At 62.8% G+C, this 17138-nt stretch carries 19 protein-coding genes and 1 pseudogene; 10 read left to right on the plus strand and 10 right to left on the minus strand.

Annotation, left to right across the window (positions count from 1 at the left end; genetic code table 11):
• Window positions 1-24 precede the first annotated feature (24 nt).
• The 7 genes from hpnR to BRPE64_RS16150 form a co-directional block, all read right to left on the minus strand.
• Window positions 25-1563, minus strand: coding sequence for a hopanoid C-3 methylase HpnR (gene hpnR, locus BRPE64_RS16115; RefSeq protein ID WP_044042299.1), 1539 nt, complete (start codon window positions 1561-1563; stop codon window positions 25-27).
• A gap of 206 nt (window positions 1564-1769) precedes the next feature.
• Entirely contained in the window at window positions 1770-2561 is a 792-nt protein-coding gene (locus BRPE64_RS16120) for a class I SAM-dependent methyltransferase (protein ID WP_016354531.1), read from the minus strand.
• Window positions 2562-2566: 5 nt separating this feature from the next.
• Window positions 2567-3346 carry an ABC transporter substrate-binding protein gene (locus BRPE64_RS16125; protein WP_044042693.1) on the minus strand — a complete coding sequence of 260 codons (780 nt, stop codon included), beginning with the start codon at window positions 3344-3346 and terminating at the stop codon, window positions 2567-2569.
• 198 nt (window positions 3347-3544) lie between these two features.
• Window positions 3545-3949, minus strand: a complete 405-nt coding sequence (locus BRPE64_RS16130; RefSeq protein WP_016354533.1) for an Hsp20/alpha crystallin family protein — start codon at window positions 3947-3949, stop codon at window positions 3545-3547.
• Window positions 3950-3961: 12 nt separating this feature from the next.
• The gene (locus tag BRPE64_RS16135; protein WP_016354534.1) at window positions 3962-4396 is read right to left on the minus strand and encodes an Hsp20/alpha crystallin family protein; all 435 of its coding nucleotides are present in this window, start codon (window positions 4394-4396) and stop codon (window positions 3962-3964) included.
• Window positions 4397-4620: 224 nt separating this feature from the next.
• Window positions 4621-5001, minus strand: a complete 381-nt coding sequence (locus BRPE64_RS16145) for a DUF934 domain-containing protein (RefSeq protein ID WP_016354535.1) — start codon at window positions 4999-5001, stop codon at window positions 4621-4623.
• The gene (locus BRPE64_RS16150; RefSeq protein WP_016354536.1) at window positions 4998-6767 is read right to left on the minus strand and encodes a nitrite/sulfite reductase; all 1770 of its coding nucleotides are present in this window, start codon (window positions 6765-6767) and stop codon (window positions 4998-5000) included. Before BRPE64_RS16150 ends, BRPE64_RS16145 begins: the two co-directional genes overlap by 4 nt.
• A 210-nt stretch (window positions 6768-6977) precedes the next feature.
• Here BRPE64_RS16150 and BRPE64_RS16155 point away from each other — a divergent pair, with 210 nt between their 5' ends.
• Both BRPE64_RS16155 and BRPE64_RS16160 read left to right on the plus strand, forming a co-directional pair.
• Window positions 6978-7166, plus strand: a complete 189-nt coding sequence (locus tag BRPE64_RS16155) for a DUF2970 domain-containing protein (RefSeq protein ID WP_016354537.1) — start codon at window positions 6978-6980, stop codon at window positions 7164-7166.
• 87 nt (window positions 7167-7253) lie between these two features.
• Window positions 7254-8234 (plus strand): 2-dehydropantoate 2-reductase, encoded by a 981-nt coding sequence (locus tag BRPE64_RS16160; RefSeq protein WP_016354538.1) that lies wholly within the window; start codon window positions 7254-7256, stop codon window positions 8232-8234.
• Between the two features lie 33 nt (window positions 8235-8267).
• Here BRPE64_RS16160 and BRPE64_RS16165 read toward each other — a convergent pair whose 3' ends face one another.
• Window positions 8268-9473 (minus strand): NAD(P)/FAD-dependent oxidoreductase, encoded by a 1206-nt coding sequence (locus BRPE64_RS16165; RefSeq protein ID WP_016354539.1) that lies wholly within the window; start codon window positions 9471-9473, stop codon window positions 8268-8270.
• 324 nt (window positions 9474-9797) lie between these two features.
• Here BRPE64_RS16165 and BRPE64_RS16170 point away from each other — a divergent pair, with 324 nt between their 5' ends.
• Entirely contained in the window at window positions 9798-10178 is a 381-nt protein-coding gene (locus tag BRPE64_RS16170; RefSeq protein WP_016354541.1) for a nucleotide pyrophosphohydrolase, read from the plus strand.
• A 75-nt stretch (window positions 10179-10253) separates the two neighbouring features.
• Complete coding sequence (locus BRPE64_RS16175) at window positions 10254-11435, plus strand: acyl-CoA dehydrogenase family protein (protein WP_016354542.1); 1182 nt, start codon at window positions 10254-10256, stop codon at window positions 11433-11435.
• 23 nt (window positions 11436-11458) lie between these two features.
• Here BRPE64_RS16175 and BRPE64_RS16180 read toward each other — a convergent pair whose 3' ends face one another.
• Window positions 11459-11710, minus strand: coding sequence for a DUF4148 domain-containing protein (locus BRPE64_RS16180; protein WP_016354543.1), 252 nt, complete (start codon window positions 11708-11710; stop codon window positions 11459-11461).
• 193 nt (window positions 11711-11903) lie between these two features.
• On the opposite strand from BRPE64_RS16180, the gene BRPE64_RS16185 reads away from it, so the two are divergent.
• The 4 genes from BRPE64_RS16185 to BRPE64_RS16200 all read left to right on the plus strand — a co-directional run bounded on the left by BRPE64_RS16185 (window position 11904) and on the right by BRPE64_RS16200 (window position 15492).
• Complete coding sequence (locus BRPE64_RS16185; RefSeq protein WP_044042302.1) at window positions 11904-12941, plus strand: M14 family zinc carboxypeptidase; 1038 nt, start codon at window positions 11904-11906, stop codon at window positions 12939-12941.
• The gene (locus tag BRPE64_RS16190; protein WP_016354545.1) at window positions 12938-13732 is read left to right on the plus strand and encodes an alpha/beta fold hydrolase; all 795 of its coding nucleotides are present in this window, start codon (window positions 12938-12940) and stop codon (window positions 13730-13732) included. The genes BRPE64_RS16185 and BRPE64_RS16190 overlap by 4 nt, the downstream gene beginning before the upstream one ends.
• A 474-nt stretch (window positions 13733-14206) precedes the next feature.
• Entirely contained in the window at window positions 14207-14446 is a 240-nt protein-coding gene (locus BRPE64_RS16195) for a hypothetical protein (protein WP_016354546.1), read from the plus strand.
• Between the two features lie 146 nt (window positions 14447-14592).
• Window positions 14593-15492, plus strand: coding sequence for a GNAT family N-acetyltransferase (locus BRPE64_RS16200; protein WP_016354547.1), 900 nt, complete (start codon window positions 14593-14595; stop codon window positions 15490-15492).
• A gap of 7 nt (window positions 15493-15499) precedes the next feature.
• Here the strand turns inward: BRPE64_RS16200 and BRPE64_RS16205 are convergent, their stop codons facing one another.
• Window positions 15500-15694, minus strand: a complete 195-nt coding sequence (locus tag BRPE64_RS16205) for a DUF1059 domain-containing protein (protein WP_016354548.1) — start codon at window positions 15692-15694, stop codon at window positions 15500-15502.
• Between the two features lie 124 nt (window positions 15695-15818).
• Between BRPE64_RS16205 and nthA the strand changes: the two genes are divergently transcribed.
• Window positions 15819-16463, plus strand: coding sequence for a nitrile hydratase subunit alpha (gene nthA, locus BRPE64_RS16210; protein WP_044042695.1), 645 nt, complete (start codon window positions 15819-15821; stop codon window positions 16461-16463).
• Window positions 16460-17138 (plus strand): annotated as a pseudogene (gene nthB, locus BRPE64_RS16215) (nitrile hydratase subunit beta). Before nthA ends, nthB begins: the two are co-directional and overlap by 4 nt.

Here is a 17138-nt window from a genome sequence, read left to right on the forward strand (position 1 = left end):
GTTCTTAAGGCCTTTTTAAGGGCGTTAATTGGTGCCCATTCTCGTTTCGTCGACGAATTTTTCCGTCGCTTCGTCGATACGCCGCGACTTGCGTCCCGCGGGTCCGTGCACATAAACGGCTTTGACATTCGAGCTTGCGTCGGCAGCGGGCGGCGGCGACATCGTGTAACGGACCTCGCGCGCATGATCGCCGAGTTGCAGGCGCGGATCGAACACCGAGTTGAAACGCCAAAGCATGCGGACGAAATTCGTCTGCCCATGCATGAGCAAATGCATGGCCTGACCAGCAGCACCGCGTAATGCGGCCCAGCCCATATGTTTGCGATTGAGCACTTGCTGCGTGCGCACCAACTCTGCATAGAACTCGTCAAGTGGCAAACGAGTCGGGAGAACCGCATGCTGAATGTCGTAGAGCCGATAATCCAGGCTCGTTAGTCGGCGTTGTTCACGCAACCAGATTTCCGTGCCGGGATAGGGCGTGTTCACGCTGATGTTCACGATCTCCGGAATCTCCAGACACCATTGACGCACCGCCTCGAAGCGCTCGCGGTCCCAATCGGGATCAGCGATCAGATTGAGCGCAACGGTAATGCCGAGCGAGCGCGCGAATTCCAGCGCTTCGAAATTCTTGTCGAGCGTGATGCGCTTGCGAAACGCTTTCAGGCCTGCTGCATCGATCGCTTCCATACCGATGAACATGTACTGCAAGCCCAGCGAGCGCCAGTAGCGGAACACGTCCTTGTTGCGCAGGAGCACGTCGCCGCGCGTCTCCAGGTAATACTGTTTGCGGATGCCGCGCCGTTCCACCGCGCGGCCGATCTCCATGCCGTGCTCGGCATGCACGAAGGCCACATCGTCGACGATGAACACGCCCGGCTCGCGTATCGACGCCAGTTCTTCCGCGATGACCTCGGGACTGCGCGCGCGATAGCTGCGCCCATAAAAGGTCCACGCGCTGCAGAACACGCAATCCCACGGACAGCCGCGCGCAAATTCGATCGATGCGCAAGGGTCCAGCGTGCCGATGAAATACTTGCGCCGATGTCGCAGCAGATCTCGCGCGGGCAGAATGTCGTCGAGGCTTTCGACGAAACGCGGAGGCGGTCCCGAACCCTCGTTCGTGACCGCGCCCGGCACGGCGAGCAGATCGCCGCGCGTGGCGACCGCGTGCAGCAATGCGTTCACAGACGCCTCGCCTTCGCCCTTCAAGATGCAGTCGATCGCGCCTTCTGCATGGCGCAGCACGTCGCTTGCCGTGAACGAAGCGCTATGTCCGCCGACGAACACGAAACAATGCGGCAAAAGCTGCTTCACCGTGCGGGCGAGATCGATGATTTCGGGAATGTTGGCGAGATAGTTGCCGGAGAAGCAGAGCGCGTCCGGGCGCCAGTCACGCAGAATACGATCGAGGTCGCGGTGTGTTTCGACTTGCAGATCGATCAGGCGGACATCGTGTCCTGCCTGCCGCATCGCCGACGCAACGGTTTCGAGCCCGAGCGGTTCGAGTCGGAGGAATACGCGGGTGTACATCAGTCCGCTGGGGTGGACGGCAAGCACCTTCATGGACTCTCCTTGCGAGAGTGGACGGCGCATCGTCAGCCGACGCGAAACGGGCCTGCCGTCCGGTCATGATTACATCGTGCGGATCGAATCTCCAAACATGCGCGGCCTTGAATTCAAGCGATGGCCGCAGTTCTTGCCTTGCTCGTGACGCATGACTTTATTCTACTGTCGGCTTAGGCCGTGCGCTCATTCCGTGCTAAAGCGCTTCATTGTCTGATCGCGACAAAGGCCGCCGTTTCGTAGGGCACGGTGACTTCGCGCTTGCCGCGCAGGTCGGGCTCGTCATCGATCAATGCGCGCACGGCGTGATCGATTTCCTCGCGCGTGGATTCGGGCAAAGCCGCGATGAAGCTCGTCGAGCGCACGCGATGCACGATCACGTCTTCCGGCGATCCCGTATGTCCGACCGAGAAATGCGTTTCAGCAATCGCGCCGAAGCCTGCATGCGGAAAGGCACTGCGCCACGCGCCGGAGTAATAGCGCGGCGTATCGCCTTCGTACCGGTTGACGATGGCGTCGAGTTTCGCGATCCACGGCACGCGTGCATCGCGCATATTCCACACGAGACCGAGCTTGCCGCCCGGTTTCAATACGCGATGAATTTCATCCAGTGCCTCACGGTTTGCGAACCAATGAAACGACTGCGCGCACACGACGACATCGACCGATGCATCCGCGAGCGGTATCGATTGCGCCGTGCCGGCGAGCGCCTGAACACCGGGCAAGGCCGACGCAAGTTTCGCGCGCATCGAATCGACGGGTTCGACTGCGATCACGCGCGCGCCGGTCTGCACGAGACGCGGCGTGAACTTGCCGGTTCCCGCGCCGAGATCGACGACGCTCACGCCCGGTGCAACCCCGAGCGTATCGGCAAGCCAGCCCGCAAGTTCGGGCGGATAGTCGGGCCGCCCGCGCACGTAACTTTCCGCGTTGGCCGTATAGCCTTCGACGGCGGTGTGATGGACGTTGTTTGAATCGCGTGCGGGCGGCTGTGTCATGGTCGTTACTCGCCGTAGATATCGAAATCGAAGTATTTCTTCTCGATGCGCTTGTACGTGCCGTCCTTGATCATCGAGGCAATTGCGCCATCGAGCTTTTCCTTCAGGTCGGTGTCTTCCTTGCGCAAGCCGATGGCAGTGCCCGGTCCGAAGATCGCGCTGTCTTCGAGTGCGCCGCCCGCAAAACCATAGGGCTTGCCGCGCGGCGTATCGAGAAAGCCGCGCTCGGCCTGCACCGCGTTTTGCAGCGAGGCGTCGAGGCGGCCAGCCAGCAGATCCGCATAGACCTGATCCTGATCCGCATAGGACACGACCTTCACGCCCTTCGCGCCCCAATGCGCCTTTGCGTAAGTCTCCTGCATCGAGCCTTGTTCAACGCCAACAGTCTTGCCCGCAAGCGCGTCGGCCGTCGGTTGAATGCCGGCGTCACGTTTGGCGACGAGTCGCGTAGGCACATGGAAGAGTTTGCTGGAGAAGGCGATCTGCTTGACGCGTGCGGGCGTCATCGACATGGTGGAGAGCACGCCGTCGAACTTGCGCGATTTGAGGCCGGGAATCATGCCGTCGAAGGCGTTTTCGACCCACACGCATTTCGCGTTGAGGCGCCGGCAGAGTTCATTGCCGACATCGATGTCGAAGCCGACGAGCGTGCCGTCCGGTGCTTTCGACTCGAAAGGCGGATAACTCGCATCGACGCCGAAGCGGATAGTGGACCACTCCTTGGCATGCGCGCCGATCGACACGGCCAGCATCGAACCCAACAACACCGTCAACAGCCTCTTCACGATAGTCCCTTTTTGCATGAGTGTATGGATGTCGGCGGCGCGAACCGCCGTTGGCGATTATAGAGCCGCGTGTGCCATGCAAAGAAAAAACGGTCGCGAATCCGAACTGAATTCGCGGCCGTTCTGCTCGAGGCTTGTCAAAAGCCTAAGGGAAAAGCTAAAGAGAAAAGCTAAAGAGAAACGCTAAAACAAGGGCGCTTAGCCCGCGCGTACTTCGACTCGGCGCGGACGTGCTTCTTCGCGACGCGGAATGGTCAGCGTGAGCACGCCGTTGGTGAGATTCGCATCGATCCGGGCGGTATCGAAGTCGTCGCTGACGGTGAAGGCGCGTGCGAAACGCGGCGCGCGCAATTCGGTGTGATGCACGCGCAAAGCGCCCGACGACGGCAGCTCTGCTTCGGCCTCGATGACGAGACGCGCATCATGCACTTTCACGTCGAGCTTTTCTCGCGGCACGCCGGGCAGGTCGGCCCACAGCGTGATGCCGTGGCTATCTTCGACGATATCGACTGACGGCGTAACGCTCGGGCGGCGCGCGGCGTCCTGGCTCTTGCGCGTCACTTCACTCGTGTTTTGCGGGGCGATTTGCGTGGTGTCGGTCATGGTGATTCCCTCTTACTGAATGGTGATCGCGCGCGGCTTCGATGCTTCGCGCTTGCCGATAGTGATGGACAGCGTGCCGTTCTCATAGCGGGCTTCGACCTTGTCGACGTCCGCGTTTTGCGGCAGCTCGATCACGCGGCGGAAGTTGCCGCTGAAGCGCTCTTTCGCATAGGTGCGCGAGCCTTCGACGGCGCCCTGCGCGCGACGCTCGCCGCTGATGGTGAGCGTGCCCTTGTCGACGGTCACATCGAGCGATGAAGGCTCGACGCCCGGTGCGAACGCAACGATATGAATGGCGTCGTCGCTGCTACCGATGTTCAGTTGAGGAAACGCATCCGCGCGGCTCGACCGGATGCTGGAGGGGAAATTGCCGAACAGCGACGACACTTGTCGTTGCACGCGATCCAGTTCCGAGAAAACATCGCCGCTAAAATAAAAGTCACTCATGGTCGAGTCTCCGATGGTTGCAGCCGGTTGCAGCCATGAGGCGAACGCCTGCGAGGCCAGCAGCGGGAAAGTTGAAACGGCAGCGGATGGTCGCCGCCTCTGCATCCAAGGTGAGTGCGAAGGCTATCGTTTCAATACCGAAGCGCTATTTTTCCAGGCGATTTATTTTTGCGGTCGGACGCTTGAAAGGCGCTAAGCCGCTCTTATATGCGTTCGAATTTTCTTTAGCGCGGCGACGTCAAATCCTCCTGATAAAAGCCCGCAAAGCGCGCGAACTGTCGTTCGGCATCGGCGGCATTTAAGCCTTCCTTTAGCACTGCGCTTGAGAATCCGGTGCGCTCCATCTGCACGAGCTGGTCGATCAGCACATCGCCGGTTGCGCGCAAGTCGCCTTTGAAGCCGAGCCGCCTGCGTAGCAAATACGCCTGGCTATAGGCGCGTCCATCGGTGAAATGCGGAAAGTGCAGATCGATGCGCGAGAGCGTCGTCAGCCGGTCTTTGAGCGTGTGCGGATCGTCGTCGTTCGATAGGCTTGCGGCGCCTTCGTTAGCCTCCGCCTGATGATCGTGCTGCGTCAGTATGCGCATGCGATTGACGCCATTCATGCCGTCACCTCATCATTTAAACGTGCTGCGTTTGCGGCCGCCTTGAATGGATCGAGGCCCACGCGCCGCACCGTTTCGATAAAACGCTCGCGTCCCTCACGCGTGTCGCGATAGGCGGTCAGAATCGCTTCGATCACTTCCGGCACTTCGGCCGCGCTAAACGACGGCCCGATCACCTTGCCCGGCTGCGGCGCGCCGCTTGCCGCACTGCCATCCGATCCGCCGAGCGTGATCTGATACCACTCGCGGCCATCTTTATCGACGCCAAGTATGCCGATATGCCCGCTGTGATGATGTCCGCATGAATTGATGCAGCCGCTGATATGCAGGTCGATTTCGCCGATGTCGTCGAGTTCGTCGAGATCCTGATAGCGTTCGGCGATGGCCTCTGCAATCGGAAGCGAGCGCGCACTGGCGAGCGCGCAGAAATCGCCGCCGGGGCACGCGATCATGTCGGTCAGCAACTGCACGTTCGCGCTGGCGAAGCCCGCATCGCGCGCCGCTTGCCAAAGCGCGAAAAGCTCGCTCGAACGCACCCACGGCAATACGACATTCTGCGTGTGCGTGACACGCGCTTCGCCCGCCGAGAAGCGGTCGGCGAGGTCCGCGACGATATCGAGCTGATCCGCGGTTGCATCGCCCGGCGATTGCAGCAGGCGCTTGAACGAGAGCGTCACGATGCGCAACGCCGGGTCCTTATGCAGCGCGACATTGCGTTGCAGCCAGCGCGCGAAGAGGGGATGAGCGGCAGCGTATGCATCGAGTTCGGCGTTATCGAATGCCGCTTCGCGAATATGCAAAGCCGGCGGCACGAACAGCGCACTCACACGGTCCAGTTCAGCTTGCGAGATGAGATGCGGCGCGCCATCGTGCTCGACGATCTGCCGGAATTCTTCGTTCACGTCGTCGATATAGCGCTGGCCTTCGGCCTTGATCAATATCTTGATGCGCGCCTTGTACTTGTTGTCGCGACGGCCATAGCGGTTATAAACGCGCACGATCGCTTCGATGTAGTTCATGATGTGCCGCCATGGCAGGAACTCGCGCATCAACGTGCCGATGACAGGCGTGCGTCCCATGCCGCCACCAGCGCAGATGCGAAAGCCGAGTTCGCCGTTCGCATCGCGCACGAGTTGCAGGCCGACGTCATGCCACGCGGTCGCCGCGCGATCTTCGTGCGCGCCGCTGATCGCGATCTTGAACTTGCGCGGCAGGAAAGCGAACTCGGGATGCAGCGTGGTCCACTGACGCATGATCTCCGCGAACGGACGCGGATCGGCGATCTCGTCGGGCGCGGCGCCCGCGCGTTCATCGCAGGAAATGTTGCGGATGCAATTACCGCTCGTCTGGATGCCGTGCATGTCGACGGTGGCGAGCAGGTCCATCACGTCGGCGGACTTGTCGAGCGGAATCCAGTTGAATTGCACATTGGTGCGCGTAGTGAAGTGCGCGCAATGCGTCGGCAGACGTTCGGTGCCGAGCTTGCCTTGCGCCACGCTCGCCGCGTGATAGACCTCGGGATCGGGATCGTCGAAATCACGCGCGATGCGGGCCAGCACGCGCAACTGCGCACTCGATAACTCGCCATACGGCACGGCGACGCGCAACATCGGCGCATGGCGCTGCACGTACCACCCGTTTTGCAGACGAAGCGGCCGGAACTCGTCTTCGCTCAGGCGTCCGTCCTGCCAGCGTTCGAGTTGATCGCGGAATTGCGCGGCGCGGCTTCGGACGAATGCTTTGTCGAACTCGGTGTATCGGTACATGGATGCGGCCGCCTGTCGGAAAGAGCGACAACGATAAGAGGCGCGCGCGCCTCCCGACAAGCAGCAGATGGAACGAATTCGAGGGTAGCAGTGGTCCTCCGGCATCGTTCTGCTACCGCAGAATGTGCCGCAACTGCTGCTGTTTTTCGTGCGGCGCGGCGCGCATCATCAAGCCATCAAAGAACGAATCGAGATGCAAAGGAGCCGGTCATGAACCTCTTGAAGATGATGCGCATCGTATTGTGGAGCTTCTTCGGCGTGCGCAAGCGCGCGTCGCACAACGCCGATTTCGCGCAGGTCAAACTGCCGTTGCTGCCGGTCATCGCCGTGATGCTGGCAGGCGCGTTCGGTCTGACGTTATTGTCGCTTGCGAAGCTGGCTGTCGGAATCGCGCATTGAACTGATTTTTTGCGGCGCCAAGCGTCGTCCCGCTCCGACGCTCTTACAATGGCAGACGTTGATTGCCACACGCGAGGAATCGGGACGATGAAAGTATGCATATATGGCGCAGGCGCCATCGGCGGCTGGATCGGCGTGAAGCTTGCGCAAGCGGGCTGCGACGTCAGCGTGGTCGCGCGCGGCGCCACGCTCGACGTGTTGAAGCAGCAGGGACTGCGGCTCATCGAGAAAGATGCCGCACATACGGTGAAGGTTGCGGCGAGCGCGGAACCGTCGGATCTCGGCGTGCAGGATCTCGTTGTCGTCGCGGTGAAGGCGCCTGCCATGGAGTCGGTCGCTGCGCATATCGCGCCGTTGATCGGCAGCGAGACCACGGTGCTGACCGCGATGAACGGCGTGCCCTGGTGGTTTTGCGACGGCCTGGGCGAGTTTGCCGGCAAGCGCCTGTCGTCGGTCGATCCGCACGGCAATATCGCCGCGGCGATCCCGAGCGCGCAGACGGTCGGCTGCGTCGTGCATGCGAGCTGTTTCGTGGAAACGCCGGGTGTCATCCGGCATCATCAGGGCAAGGGCCTGATTCTCGGCGAGGCCACGGGCGCGCCCACCGCGCGCACTGAAGCGCTCGTGTCGCTCGTTTCGAAAGCGGGCTTCGACGCCACGCTCTCTCAACTGATTCAACGCGATGTCTGGTTCAAGCTGTGGGGCAACATGACGATGAACCCCATCAGCGCGATCACTGGCGCGACCACCGATCGCATCCTGAGCGACGATCTCGTGCGCGGCTTCGTGACCAGCGTGATGCTGGAAGCGAAGGAAATCGGCGCGCGCTTCGGCATTCCGATTGAGCAGGCGCCGCAAGACCGTCATGCCGTCACGCTCAAGCTCGGCGCGATGAAAACCTCGATGCTGCAGGACGTGCAGGCGGGCAAGGCGGTCGAGCTCGATGCACTCGTCGCATCGGTGCGCGAACTCGGCGCGATGACCGGCGTGCCGACACCGTTCACCGATGCACTGCTTGGCCTTGCACGCCTGCATGCGCGCACGTTGGGGCTTTATCCGGCGGCGTGAGCGTCGCTCACGCAAATGCGTTACGCAAGCACGTCACGCAACCACGATGCGCAACGGGTCGGCGGCCGCGAAGGCTTCGTCCCGTTCCGCGCTCGGCGGATAGATCCATTCGGTGTTGATGCGCGTCTTCAGTTCCTTCGCCTGCGCGCCCGACATCTTCACTTCGCGCTCCCATCCCTCCGTATAGACCGCGCCCCACGGACCCAGATCGAGACACGTCACGTACTTCGGCTGGCTGTAGGGAATCGGCTCCGCGCCCAGCAAATCCGCCGCGACGTTGTGACCCGCCGAGCGGCCGAGGTTCATCGCGTGCTGGCAGGACATCATCGCGTGGTTGCCTTCGTCGTCGGTTGCGGCGTAGGCGACGTCGCCCGTTGCATAGACCGTGTCGACGCCTTGCACGCGCAGATTGCGATCTACGTGCAGGCGGCCGAGCGCGTCGCGTTCGGCGGGAATCTGCGCGGTCAGCGCGCTCGCTCGCACGCCTGCGGTCCAGATGACCGTGCTTGCATCGATACGCTCGCCATCGGACGTCGTGAGGCCGCCCGCATCGACGGACGTGACCGCCGCGCCCAGACGCCATTGCACGCCGAGTGATTCGAGCGCCTCGACGATAACCGGGCGCGGACCCGCACCGAGGTCCGGTCCGATCTCCGTGTTTCGCTCGACGACGATCACGTTCACCTTTGCGTTTTCGCCGAGCGCCGCGCGCAGTCGCGCCGGCATTTCCGCTGCCGTTTCGATGCCGGTGAAGCCGCCGCCCGCGACCACCACCGTGTTGCGCGCGGGCGTATCCGCCTGCGTGGCCAGGCCCTTGATATGCGCTTCGAGCGCGGCGGCTTCATCGACCTGATCGACGCTGAAGCTATGTTCCGCGAGCCCCGGAATCTGCGGACGGAACAGGCGGCTGCCGGTTGCCAGAACGAGACGGTCGTAGTTCAGCGTCGAGCGCGATCCGTTCGCGCCGAGCACGTCGACGCGATTGCGCGCGACGTCGATCCGTTCCACCGTTCCCTGAATGAATCCGACGCCTGTGGACGCGAAGATGTCCAGCAGCGGCGCCTTCATACCGGCCGCGTTTTCTTCGTAAAGACGCGGACGCACGTGCAGATGCGGCTCCGGCGCGATCAGCACGACCTCGATATCGGTCCTGCCGTGCTGATCGATGAGACGCGCCGCGGACAGTGCGCTCCACATACCGGCGAAACCGGCTCCGATTACCAGAATGCGCTTGGACATCTCGATGCTCCTTGATTCGATATTGGGTTCGTCGGACGGACCCGATATTCAGGTCGCGTCGTCCTCGTTGCTTAACTGCGATTCTATGAGTCGTAGATATCGAGCGCAAGAAATTTGATCGGAGGCGAAAATATTGTCTCGAACGCACGAAATCTTGCGAAATTCGTCGTGTATCGGACAGGGAAGGGCGAAATGGAACGATCGTCCATATATTTGACGATAAAACTACGAATCCGTGAGTCGTAGAATTCGAGGAGGGGAGAAAGCAACGCAGCCGTCGCGTTAAGCTACTCGACACGCGCAACGAAACGTCAGAGGATGCGAATGACGCAACAAAACCATCAGGAAGAAGCCGGCGAACTCGCTCAAATGCGCGACATGCTGCGCGAGTTCGTGCGTGAGCGTGACTGGAGCCGGTTTCACTCGCCGAAGAATCTCGCTGCGGCGCTGTCCGTCGAGGCGAGCGAGTTGCTCGAACCGTTCACGTGGCTCGCAACCGGCGACAAGACCGAGCTCGACGACGCGAAGCTGCGAGCGATCCGCCACGAAATGGCCGATGTGCTCGCGTATCTCGTCATGCTGGCGGATGCGCTCGATGTCGATCTTCATCGCGCGCTGATCGAAAAGATGGCGCTGAATCGCTCGAAATATCCGGCGCACAAGGTGAAGGGCGACGCGCGCAAGTACACCGAGTACGATGAATGAGCCCGCGCGGCTGGCGCGCAAGGTGCCTGCGCGGTTAAGCTTGCCGGCCGACGCCCGTTCCCTGGAGAATTGCCGATGGACTTCTCGCTGTCCCCGGAGTTGACCGAACTGCAGGCGCGTGTGCGCGCCTTCATCGCTGATGAGATCGTGCCTTTCGAGCGCGATCCGCGTTGCACAGCGCATGGTCCCGACGAATCGCTACGCGCCGAACTGATCGCGAAGGGCCGCCGGGCCGGGCTACTGTCGAGCCATGTGTCGCCGGAGTTCGGCGGCCTCGGTCTCACTCACGTCGCCAAGGCGGTTCTGTTCGAGGAGGCTGGCTACTCGCCGCTCGGCCCCGTGGCGCTGAACATCGCCGCGCCTGACGAGGGCAACATGCATCTGCTCGAAGCCGTCGCGACGCCGCAGCAGAAGGAGCGCTGGCTGCGTCCGCTGGCGGCGGCCGAGATCCGCTCGTGCTTCTGCATGACCGAGCCGCCGCCGGGCGCGGGCGCCGATCCTTCCATGCTTCAGACCACTGCCACGCCGGACGACGACGGTTACGTGATCGATGGCGGCAAGTGGTTCATCACGGGCGCGCACGGAGCGGCAGTCGGCATCATCATGGCGAAGTTCGCCGACGGTCCCGCCACCATGTTCCTGGCCGACATGACGAGTCCGGGCATCGTGATCGAACGGGCGATGGATTCGCTCGATACGTGTTTTCCCGGCGGACACGGCGTCGTGCGCTTCGAGGGCTTGCGCGTGCCGAAGGAAAACGTGCTGGGCGAACCGGGCGAGGGCTTCCGCTATGCGCAGGTGCGCCTGTCACCCGCCCGCCTCACGCATTGCATGCGCTGGCTAGGCGCCGCACGCCGCGCGCACGATGTCGCGACGGCTTACGCACGGCAGCGTCATGCGTTCGGCAAGACGCTGGGCGAGCACGAAGGCGTCGGCTTCATGCTCGCCGATAACGAAATGGATCTGCACGTCACGCGGCTCGCCATCTGGCATTGCGCGTGGGTGCTCGACCAGGGCGTGCTCGGCAAGCACGAGTCGAGCATCGCGAAAGTGGTGTCGTCGGAGGCGCTGTGGCGCGTCGTCGATCGTTCGGTGCAGGTGCTCGGCGGTCAAGGCGTCACGCACGAAACCGTCGTCGCGCGGATTTTCGCGGACATGCGCGCGTTCCGCATCTACGACGGTCCGTCGGAAGTCCATCGCTGGAGCATCGCGCGACGTATCCTGCGCGGCGAGAAGCCGCGCGAGAAAAACGCCTGAAGAATAGCGACGGCTCGCGCGGCTCACTGCACCGCGCTATTCCCCTGCGCCTGCCGTTGCGCGATGACGCGGCTCGCACGCATTGCGTTGTCGGGATAGTTCAGCCAGTCGTTGGGATCGTAGCCGACCGAGCGCCACAGCAGGAACTCCGCGCGGACCTGCGCGCGCGTTTTCGGCGCGTTCGGGTCGCTGGTTTGCGCCTGCGGCTGGGCGAGCGCGGAGGCGGCGCAGCACAACGCGAGCGCGCCGAGAAGGAAGCGGGAAACGGATGTCATGACAAGAACCTCGCACCGCGCGTAGCGGTCATCAGGCGGACATTTCATTCTAGGTGACAGAACGAAAACGCGCAGAAGACCTTTCGCCCGCCATTCGCGTTCCGCTCGTTACGTCATATTGTCGGCATGATGTGTACTGACGATCCGCCCTATACTCGGTTTTTCTTTCAGACGGGACATCCCGCGCGTTTTCATGAGCACGTCGAGCGTCGCCATAACCAGCAGCTTCCCGGAGATGGATGAACTGAAGGCGATCCGCGTCGCGGCCGGCGCGCGCTTCGAGTGGCGCACGGTTTGCGAAGTGAGCGCGCGCGGCCAGTCGTTTCCGCTTTTGAGCGCGTCGATCGGTGCGGCCGATCCGCACGCGCCGGCCATCGGGTTTTTCGGCGGCGTGCATGGCCTCGAATGCATCGGCACGCAACTCGTGCTCGAATACATGCGCGCGCTGCTGACGCGTCTCGACTGGGACGACACGCTGCATCAGCAACTGCGCGCGATCCGTCTCATCTTCATGCCGATCGTGAATCCGGGCGGCATGTTCGCCCGCACGCGCGCGAATCCGAATGGCGTCGATCTGATGCGCAACGCGCCGCAAAGCGCGGAAGGGCGTGTGCCGTTTCTCGCGGGCGGGCAGCGTATCGGGCCGTGGCTGCCGTGGTACCGCGGTCCCGTCGATGGTCATATGGAAGCCGAGAGCGCGGCGCTCCTGTCGGTGGTCGAAGCGGAACTCATGTCGCGGCCGTTGAGCTTCGCGCTCGATTGCCATTCGGGATTCGGCTGGGACGACAGCATCTGGTTTCCCTACGCGCGCACCGAGCGGCAAATGGCGCATCTGCCGGAAATGTTCATGCTCAAGACGATGTTCGAGGAATCGTATCCGCATCACGGTTACGCGTTCGAGCCGCAGAGCCATCAATACTTGTTGCACGGCGATCTGTGGGACTTCGCCTACGATCGGGCGCGCGCGCCCAACATCTTTTTGCCGATGACGCTCGAACTCGGCTCGTGGCGCTGGATTCGCAAGAATCCGATGCAACTGTTCTCGCGCCTCGGCATTTTCAATCCGATCAAGGCGCATCGCACGCGGCGCGTGTTGCGGCGTCATCCGAACTTTTTCGATTTCCTCACGCGCGCCGCGTATTCGTCGCGGCGCTGGCTGCCGAGCGGTGCGTTCCGCGAAGACATGCTGATGCGCGCGCAGCAGCACTGGCCTCCCGCGGGCGCGCGATGAGCGACTGGATTCTCTTGCGCGGCCTCACGCGCGAAACGCGTCACTGGGGCGAGTTCGAGGCGGCGCTGGCGGCACACGGACTCGTCGCGGCGGGCGAGCGTGTCGTGTTCATCGATCTGCCGGGCAACGGCGTCGAGCATGAGCGTGAAACGCCGCGCTCGGTCATCGCGATGATGGATTTCGTGCGCGCGCGCGCCGCGTCGCTCGACGTGCGCCTTCCTTGCCGCGTGCTGGCGATGTCGCTCGGCGCGATGATCGCGACCGCGTGGGCCGAGCGTCATCCGCATGAGATCGCGCGGCTTGTGCTGATCAATACGAGCATGCGGCCGTACGCGCGCATGCGCGAGCGCCTGCGTCCTGCTGCGTGGCCGCTGCTCGCGCGCATCGCGCTGAACTGGACGCAGCCCGAACGATGCGAAGCGCTGATTCATCGTCTGACATGCAATCGCCGCGATTCGCTCGATGCGGACATCGCGCAATGGGCGCAATGGCGGCGCACACAAGGCGCGAGTGCGGGCAATGCGTTGCGACAACTTCTCGCCGCAGCGCGTTTTTGCGCGCGGGGTGATGCGCCGCGTTGTCCTGTGCTGTTGCTTTCGTCGGCGGCGGATGAGTTGGTCGATCCGGTTTGCTCCGCGCGCGTCGCGGCGCAATGGCGCGCGGCGCACGCAGTGCATGCGTGGGCCGGCCACGACCTTCCGCACGACGACGCCCACTGGACCTGCGATGCAATCGTCGCCTGGCTCGCGGAGCACGACGTGACATCGCATGCGCGCGTGACAAGTGTGTGACGAATGCGTGACAAGAGCATTTCGCGACTCGTGCTGTCGGGCGATTTGAAAACGTCGTAACGGATCGTCAATACGGGCTCGCATGCATTGCGTTACCTTTCGAACGGCACGATGCTGTCGCCTGAATCGGTCGACTATTCCGATTCAGAGCGTCGATTCAATCGGCCATTGGAACGGGGAATGAAACCCCGCACAAACGCGTTAATACTTAATGTCCACCAGCATTTCGCGCGAGTTTTGCAGCGAATAGCGTCAAGATTGGTGTTATTTCGTCCGAGCGCGTCCCATTCCAGCCACGCCTAGGGGTATTCTCGTGTTGCAACGCAGCATCGCATTGCGTATGCTGTTTTAAGCGGGCGACTGGGTCGCCTGAGGATCACTTCAACAGCAACTCATAAGCAAACGCCGGTAATCAAGGGCGTTCGTCGGAGGAGGCAGCAGGCCTTACGGACGTAGCTTGAAGGAGCCGCAAAAATGGAACTGACCACATCGTCGAAGCCGACGCTGCACGTCTTCCATCAGGAAGGCGGGTGGCACTGGGGCATCACCGTCGAAAGGACGGCGGGAGGCGGAATGAAGGTCGTCGCTTATAGCGATGACGGCTTCGATTCCGAGGAGCAGGCGCGCGAGGACGGCGAGTACGTCCTGCGTTCGGAAGACTGGCGCTCGCGACAAAGCTTCGGCCGCGGCGAGCGGCGTCACGGTTATTCCTGAGCAGGGCGGCGCACGTCTGTCCTGCTTTATTCAACACGTTTCATCTCCCCGCTGTATTTCTTCGCTGTAATCCCTTCTCGCCGCACTTTTCCCCGCACCCGAAACGCGCGACACTGAACGCACCTTCATTCGACGAGGCGCGCCGCATGTCATCCGTTGCCGATTCCGCCCACGCGAGTCCCGGCGATTCGCGTTTCGCCGTGCGCCGCATGACGCAGCCCGATGTTGCCACGGCGCTCGAATGGGCCGCGTCGGAAGGATGGAATCCCGGCCTCGACGACGCGCGCGCGTTCTTCGCCGCCGACCCGCACGGCTTTTTCGTGGGCACTTGGGACGGCGCGCCAATCGGCTGCGTCTCGGCGATCGCCTATGGCGATGCGTTCGGCTTCATCGGTCTCTATATCGTGCGTCCGGAATGGCGCGGCAAGGGCTTCGGCATGCACTTGTGGAACGCGGGCATGGCGTATCTCGGCGCGCGCAATATCGGGCTCGACGGCGTGCTCGCCCAGCAGCCCAACTATCGCAAGTCCGGATTCGTGCTGGCGTATCGCAACGTGCGTTACGAGGGCGTCGCGTGCACGAGCGACGAAGCGGCCGATGGCATCGCAATCGCCGATGCGTCCGGCGTTCCCTTCGAACGCATGCTCGACTACGACACGCACATGTTCGCCTTCCCCCGCGCGGCGTTTCTGCGCGCGTGGCTCGCACCCAATCGCGAGCACGGGCGCGCGTGCGTCGCGCTCGACGACGACGGCCATAGCGTGCGCGGCCTAGCCGCAATCAGGCGATGCGGCACCGGCCATAAGATCGGACCGCTCTTCGCCGACGATCTGCCGACCGCACGCGCGCTGTATCGCGCGCTCGTCGCCGGCGTGCCGGGCGAACGCGTGTTCCTCGACGTTCCCGAAAGCAATCCCGCGGCGCTCGCGCTGGCTGTCGAACACGATATGCAGAGCGTGTTCGAAACGGCGCGCATGTACACGCACGCGGCGCCTGACGTGCCGCTCGCGCGCGTGTTCGGCGTGACGACCTTCGAACTCGGCTGACGCGCGCTCAGGCGGGCGGCGCGCCTTCGTGGAACATCGTCTTCAGTTGCGCGCGCAATTCGGGCGTGTCCGTGTGCTGATGGACGCTGATCGCGTGCTGCACGGCGGCTTCCATCAGTTCGTCGTCCGAGTCGGCGCTCAAGGCGACGGTGCAATTCATATCGCTTGGGCACTCGCGGCAATCGATGTACTTGCGTGTCATGGCATCCTCCTCGCATGAGACGCTGATTCAAGTATAGGCGGCGCGTGAGCGCGGCGGCTCGGTGTTTGCACGCTTTTGCGCACTCCGGTAACGTGTGACGTCTGTGTCACTCGCGGAACCGCTCATGAGCCACGATCACGATCACCACGACCACGACCACGCCGGCAGCGCGTTGCCGGAAATGGACCTGCGCGTGAAGGCGCTCGAATCGCTGCTGGTCGAGAAGGGTTACATCGATCCGCAGGCGCTCGACGTTTTCATCGAAACCTACGAGCATAAAGTCGGGCCGCGCAACGGCGCGCGCGTGGTTGCGAAGGCGTGGAGCGATCCGGGCTATCGTGCGTGGCTGCTCGACGACGCCTCGGCTGCCATCGCCTCGCTCGGCTTTACGGGACGACAAGGCGAGCACATGGTCGCGCTCGAAAACACGGAGGACGTACATAACATGGTCGTCTGCACATTGTGCTCGTGCTATCCGTGGTCGGTGCTCGGCCTGCCGCCCGTGTGGTACAAGTCGGCGCCGTATCGTTCGCGCGCGGTCATCGATCCGCGCGGCGTGCTCGGCGACTTCGGCGTGCAGTTGCCGGAACATGTGGAACTGCGCGTGTGGGACTCGACCGCCGAGGTCCGCTATCTCGTCATACCGATGCGTCCCGCCGGCACGGATCATCTCGACGAAGCCGCGCTCGCCGATCTCGTCACACGCGATTCGATGATCGGCACCGGACTCGCGCTGAGTCCGTCGCAGGCCATGGGAGCATCGGCATGAACGCGGCGCACGACATGGGCGGCATGCAGGCCTTCGGTCCAATCGAGGCCGATGCGTGCGACGCGCCGGGCGCATCGCCCTTTCACGCGGACTGGGAGCGGCGCGTGCTGGCCGTCACGCTGGCGATGGGCGCGACGCGGCAATGGAACATCGACACATCGCGCGCCGCGCGCGAAAGTCTGCCGCCCGCGCAATATCTCAACAGCAGCTACTACGAAATCTGGTTCGAGGGCTTGAAGAAGCTGCTGATCGCGAAGGGACTCGCAAGCGAAGCCGAGATCGCCACTGGCCGCTCGCAAGGCGCGCCGTTGCCTGACGTGATCGCGTTAAAGGCCGCCAACGTGAGCGCGGCGCTGCTGCGTGGCGCGCCGGTCGATCGTCCGGCCACGAAGCCCGCGCGCTTCTCCATTGGCGACGACGTTCGCACGAAGCTGATCAATCCGCCGACACATACGCGCTTGCCAGCCACGCTATTGCCGCGGCAAGCTTGGCCGCATCGTCGCTGTGCGCGGCACGCATGTTTTCCCCGACGAAAACGCGCTCGGTCACGGCGAGCATCCGCACTGGCTCTATACGGTGCGCTTCGATGCCGCCGAGCTTTGGGGGCCGGACACGACTGCATCGTCCGTATGTGTGGATTGCTGGGAGCCTTATCTCGATGCCGCGCGCGCATGA

This window comes from Caballeronia insecticola (genome assembly GCF_000402035.1).
GTDB lineage: Bacteria > Pseudomonadota > Gammaproteobacteria > Burkholderiales > Burkholderiaceae > Caballeronia > Caballeronia insecticola.

Bases quoted from the DNA above. Each gene is read 5' to 3' on its own strand.
- BRPE64_RS16120 (WP_016354531.1), bottom strand. From the start codon at position 2,561: ATGACACAGCCGCCCGCACGCGATTCAAACAACGTCCATCACACCGCC.
- BRPE64_RS16155 (WP_016354537.1), top strand. From the start codon at position 6,978: ATGAACCTCTTGAAGATGATGCGCATCGTATTGTGGAGCTTCTTCGGC.
- hpnR (WP_044042299.1), bottom strand. From the start codon at position 1,563: ATGAAGGTGCTTGCCGTCCACCCCAGCGGACTGATGTACACCCGCGTA.
- BRPE64_RS16200 (WP_016354547.1), top strand. From the start codon at position 14,593: ATGTCATCCGTTGCCGATTCCGCCCACGCGAGTCCCGGCGATTCGCGT.
- BRPE64_RS16180 (WP_016354543.1), bottom strand. From the start codon at position 11,710: ATGACATCCGTTTCCCGCTTCCTTCTCGGCGCGCTCGCGTTGTGCTGC.
- BRPE64_RS16145 (WP_016354535.1), bottom strand. From the start codon at position 5,001: ATGAATGGCGTCAATCGCATGCGCATACTGACGCAGCACGATCATCAG.
- BRPE64_RS16170 (WP_016354541.1), top strand. From the start codon at position 9,798: ATGACGCAACAAAACCATCAGGAAGAAGCCGGCGAACTCGCTCAAATG.
- BRPE64_RS16135 (WP_016354534.1), bottom strand. From the start codon at position 4,396: ATGAGTGACTTTTATTTTAGCGGCGATGTTTTCTCGGAACTGGATCGC.
- BRPE64_RS16205 (WP_016354548.1), bottom strand. From the start codon at position 15,694: ATGACACGCAAGTACATCGATTGCCGCGAGTGCCCAAGCGATATGAAT.
- BRPE64_RS16165 (WP_016354539.1), bottom strand. From the start codon at position 9,473: ATGTCCAAGCGCATTCTGGTAATCGGAGCCGGTTTCGCCGGTATGTGG.
- BRPE64_RS16195 (WP_016354546.1), top strand. From the start codon at position 14,207: ATGGAACTGACCACATCGTCGAAGCCGACGCTGCACGTCTTCCATCAG.
- BRPE64_RS16190 (WP_016354545.1), top strand. From the start codon at position 12,938: ATGAGCGACTGGATTCTCTTGCGCGGCCTCACGCGCGAAACGCGTCAC.
- BRPE64_RS16130 (WP_016354533.1), bottom strand. From the start codon at position 3,949: ATGACCGACACCACGCAAATCGCCCCGCAAAACACGAGTGAAGTGACG.
- BRPE64_RS16185 (WP_044042302.1), top strand. From the start codon at position 11,904: ATGAGCACGTCGAGCGTCGCCATAACCAGCAGCTTCCCGGAGATGGAT.
- nthA (WP_044042695.1), top strand. From the start codon at position 15,819: ATGAGCCACGATCACGATCACCACGACCACGACCACGCCGGCAGCGCG.
- BRPE64_RS16150 (WP_016354536.1), bottom strand. From the start codon at position 6,767: ATGTACCGATACACCGAGTTCGACAAAGCATTCGTCCGAAGCCGCGCC.
- BRPE64_RS16160 (WP_016354538.1), top strand. From the start codon at position 7,254: ATGAAAGTATGCATATATGGCGCAGGCGCCATCGGCGGCTGGATCGGC.
- BRPE64_RS16175 (WP_016354542.1), top strand. From the start codon at position 10,254: ATGGACTTCTCGCTGTCCCCGGAGTTGACCGAACTGCAGGCGCGTGTG.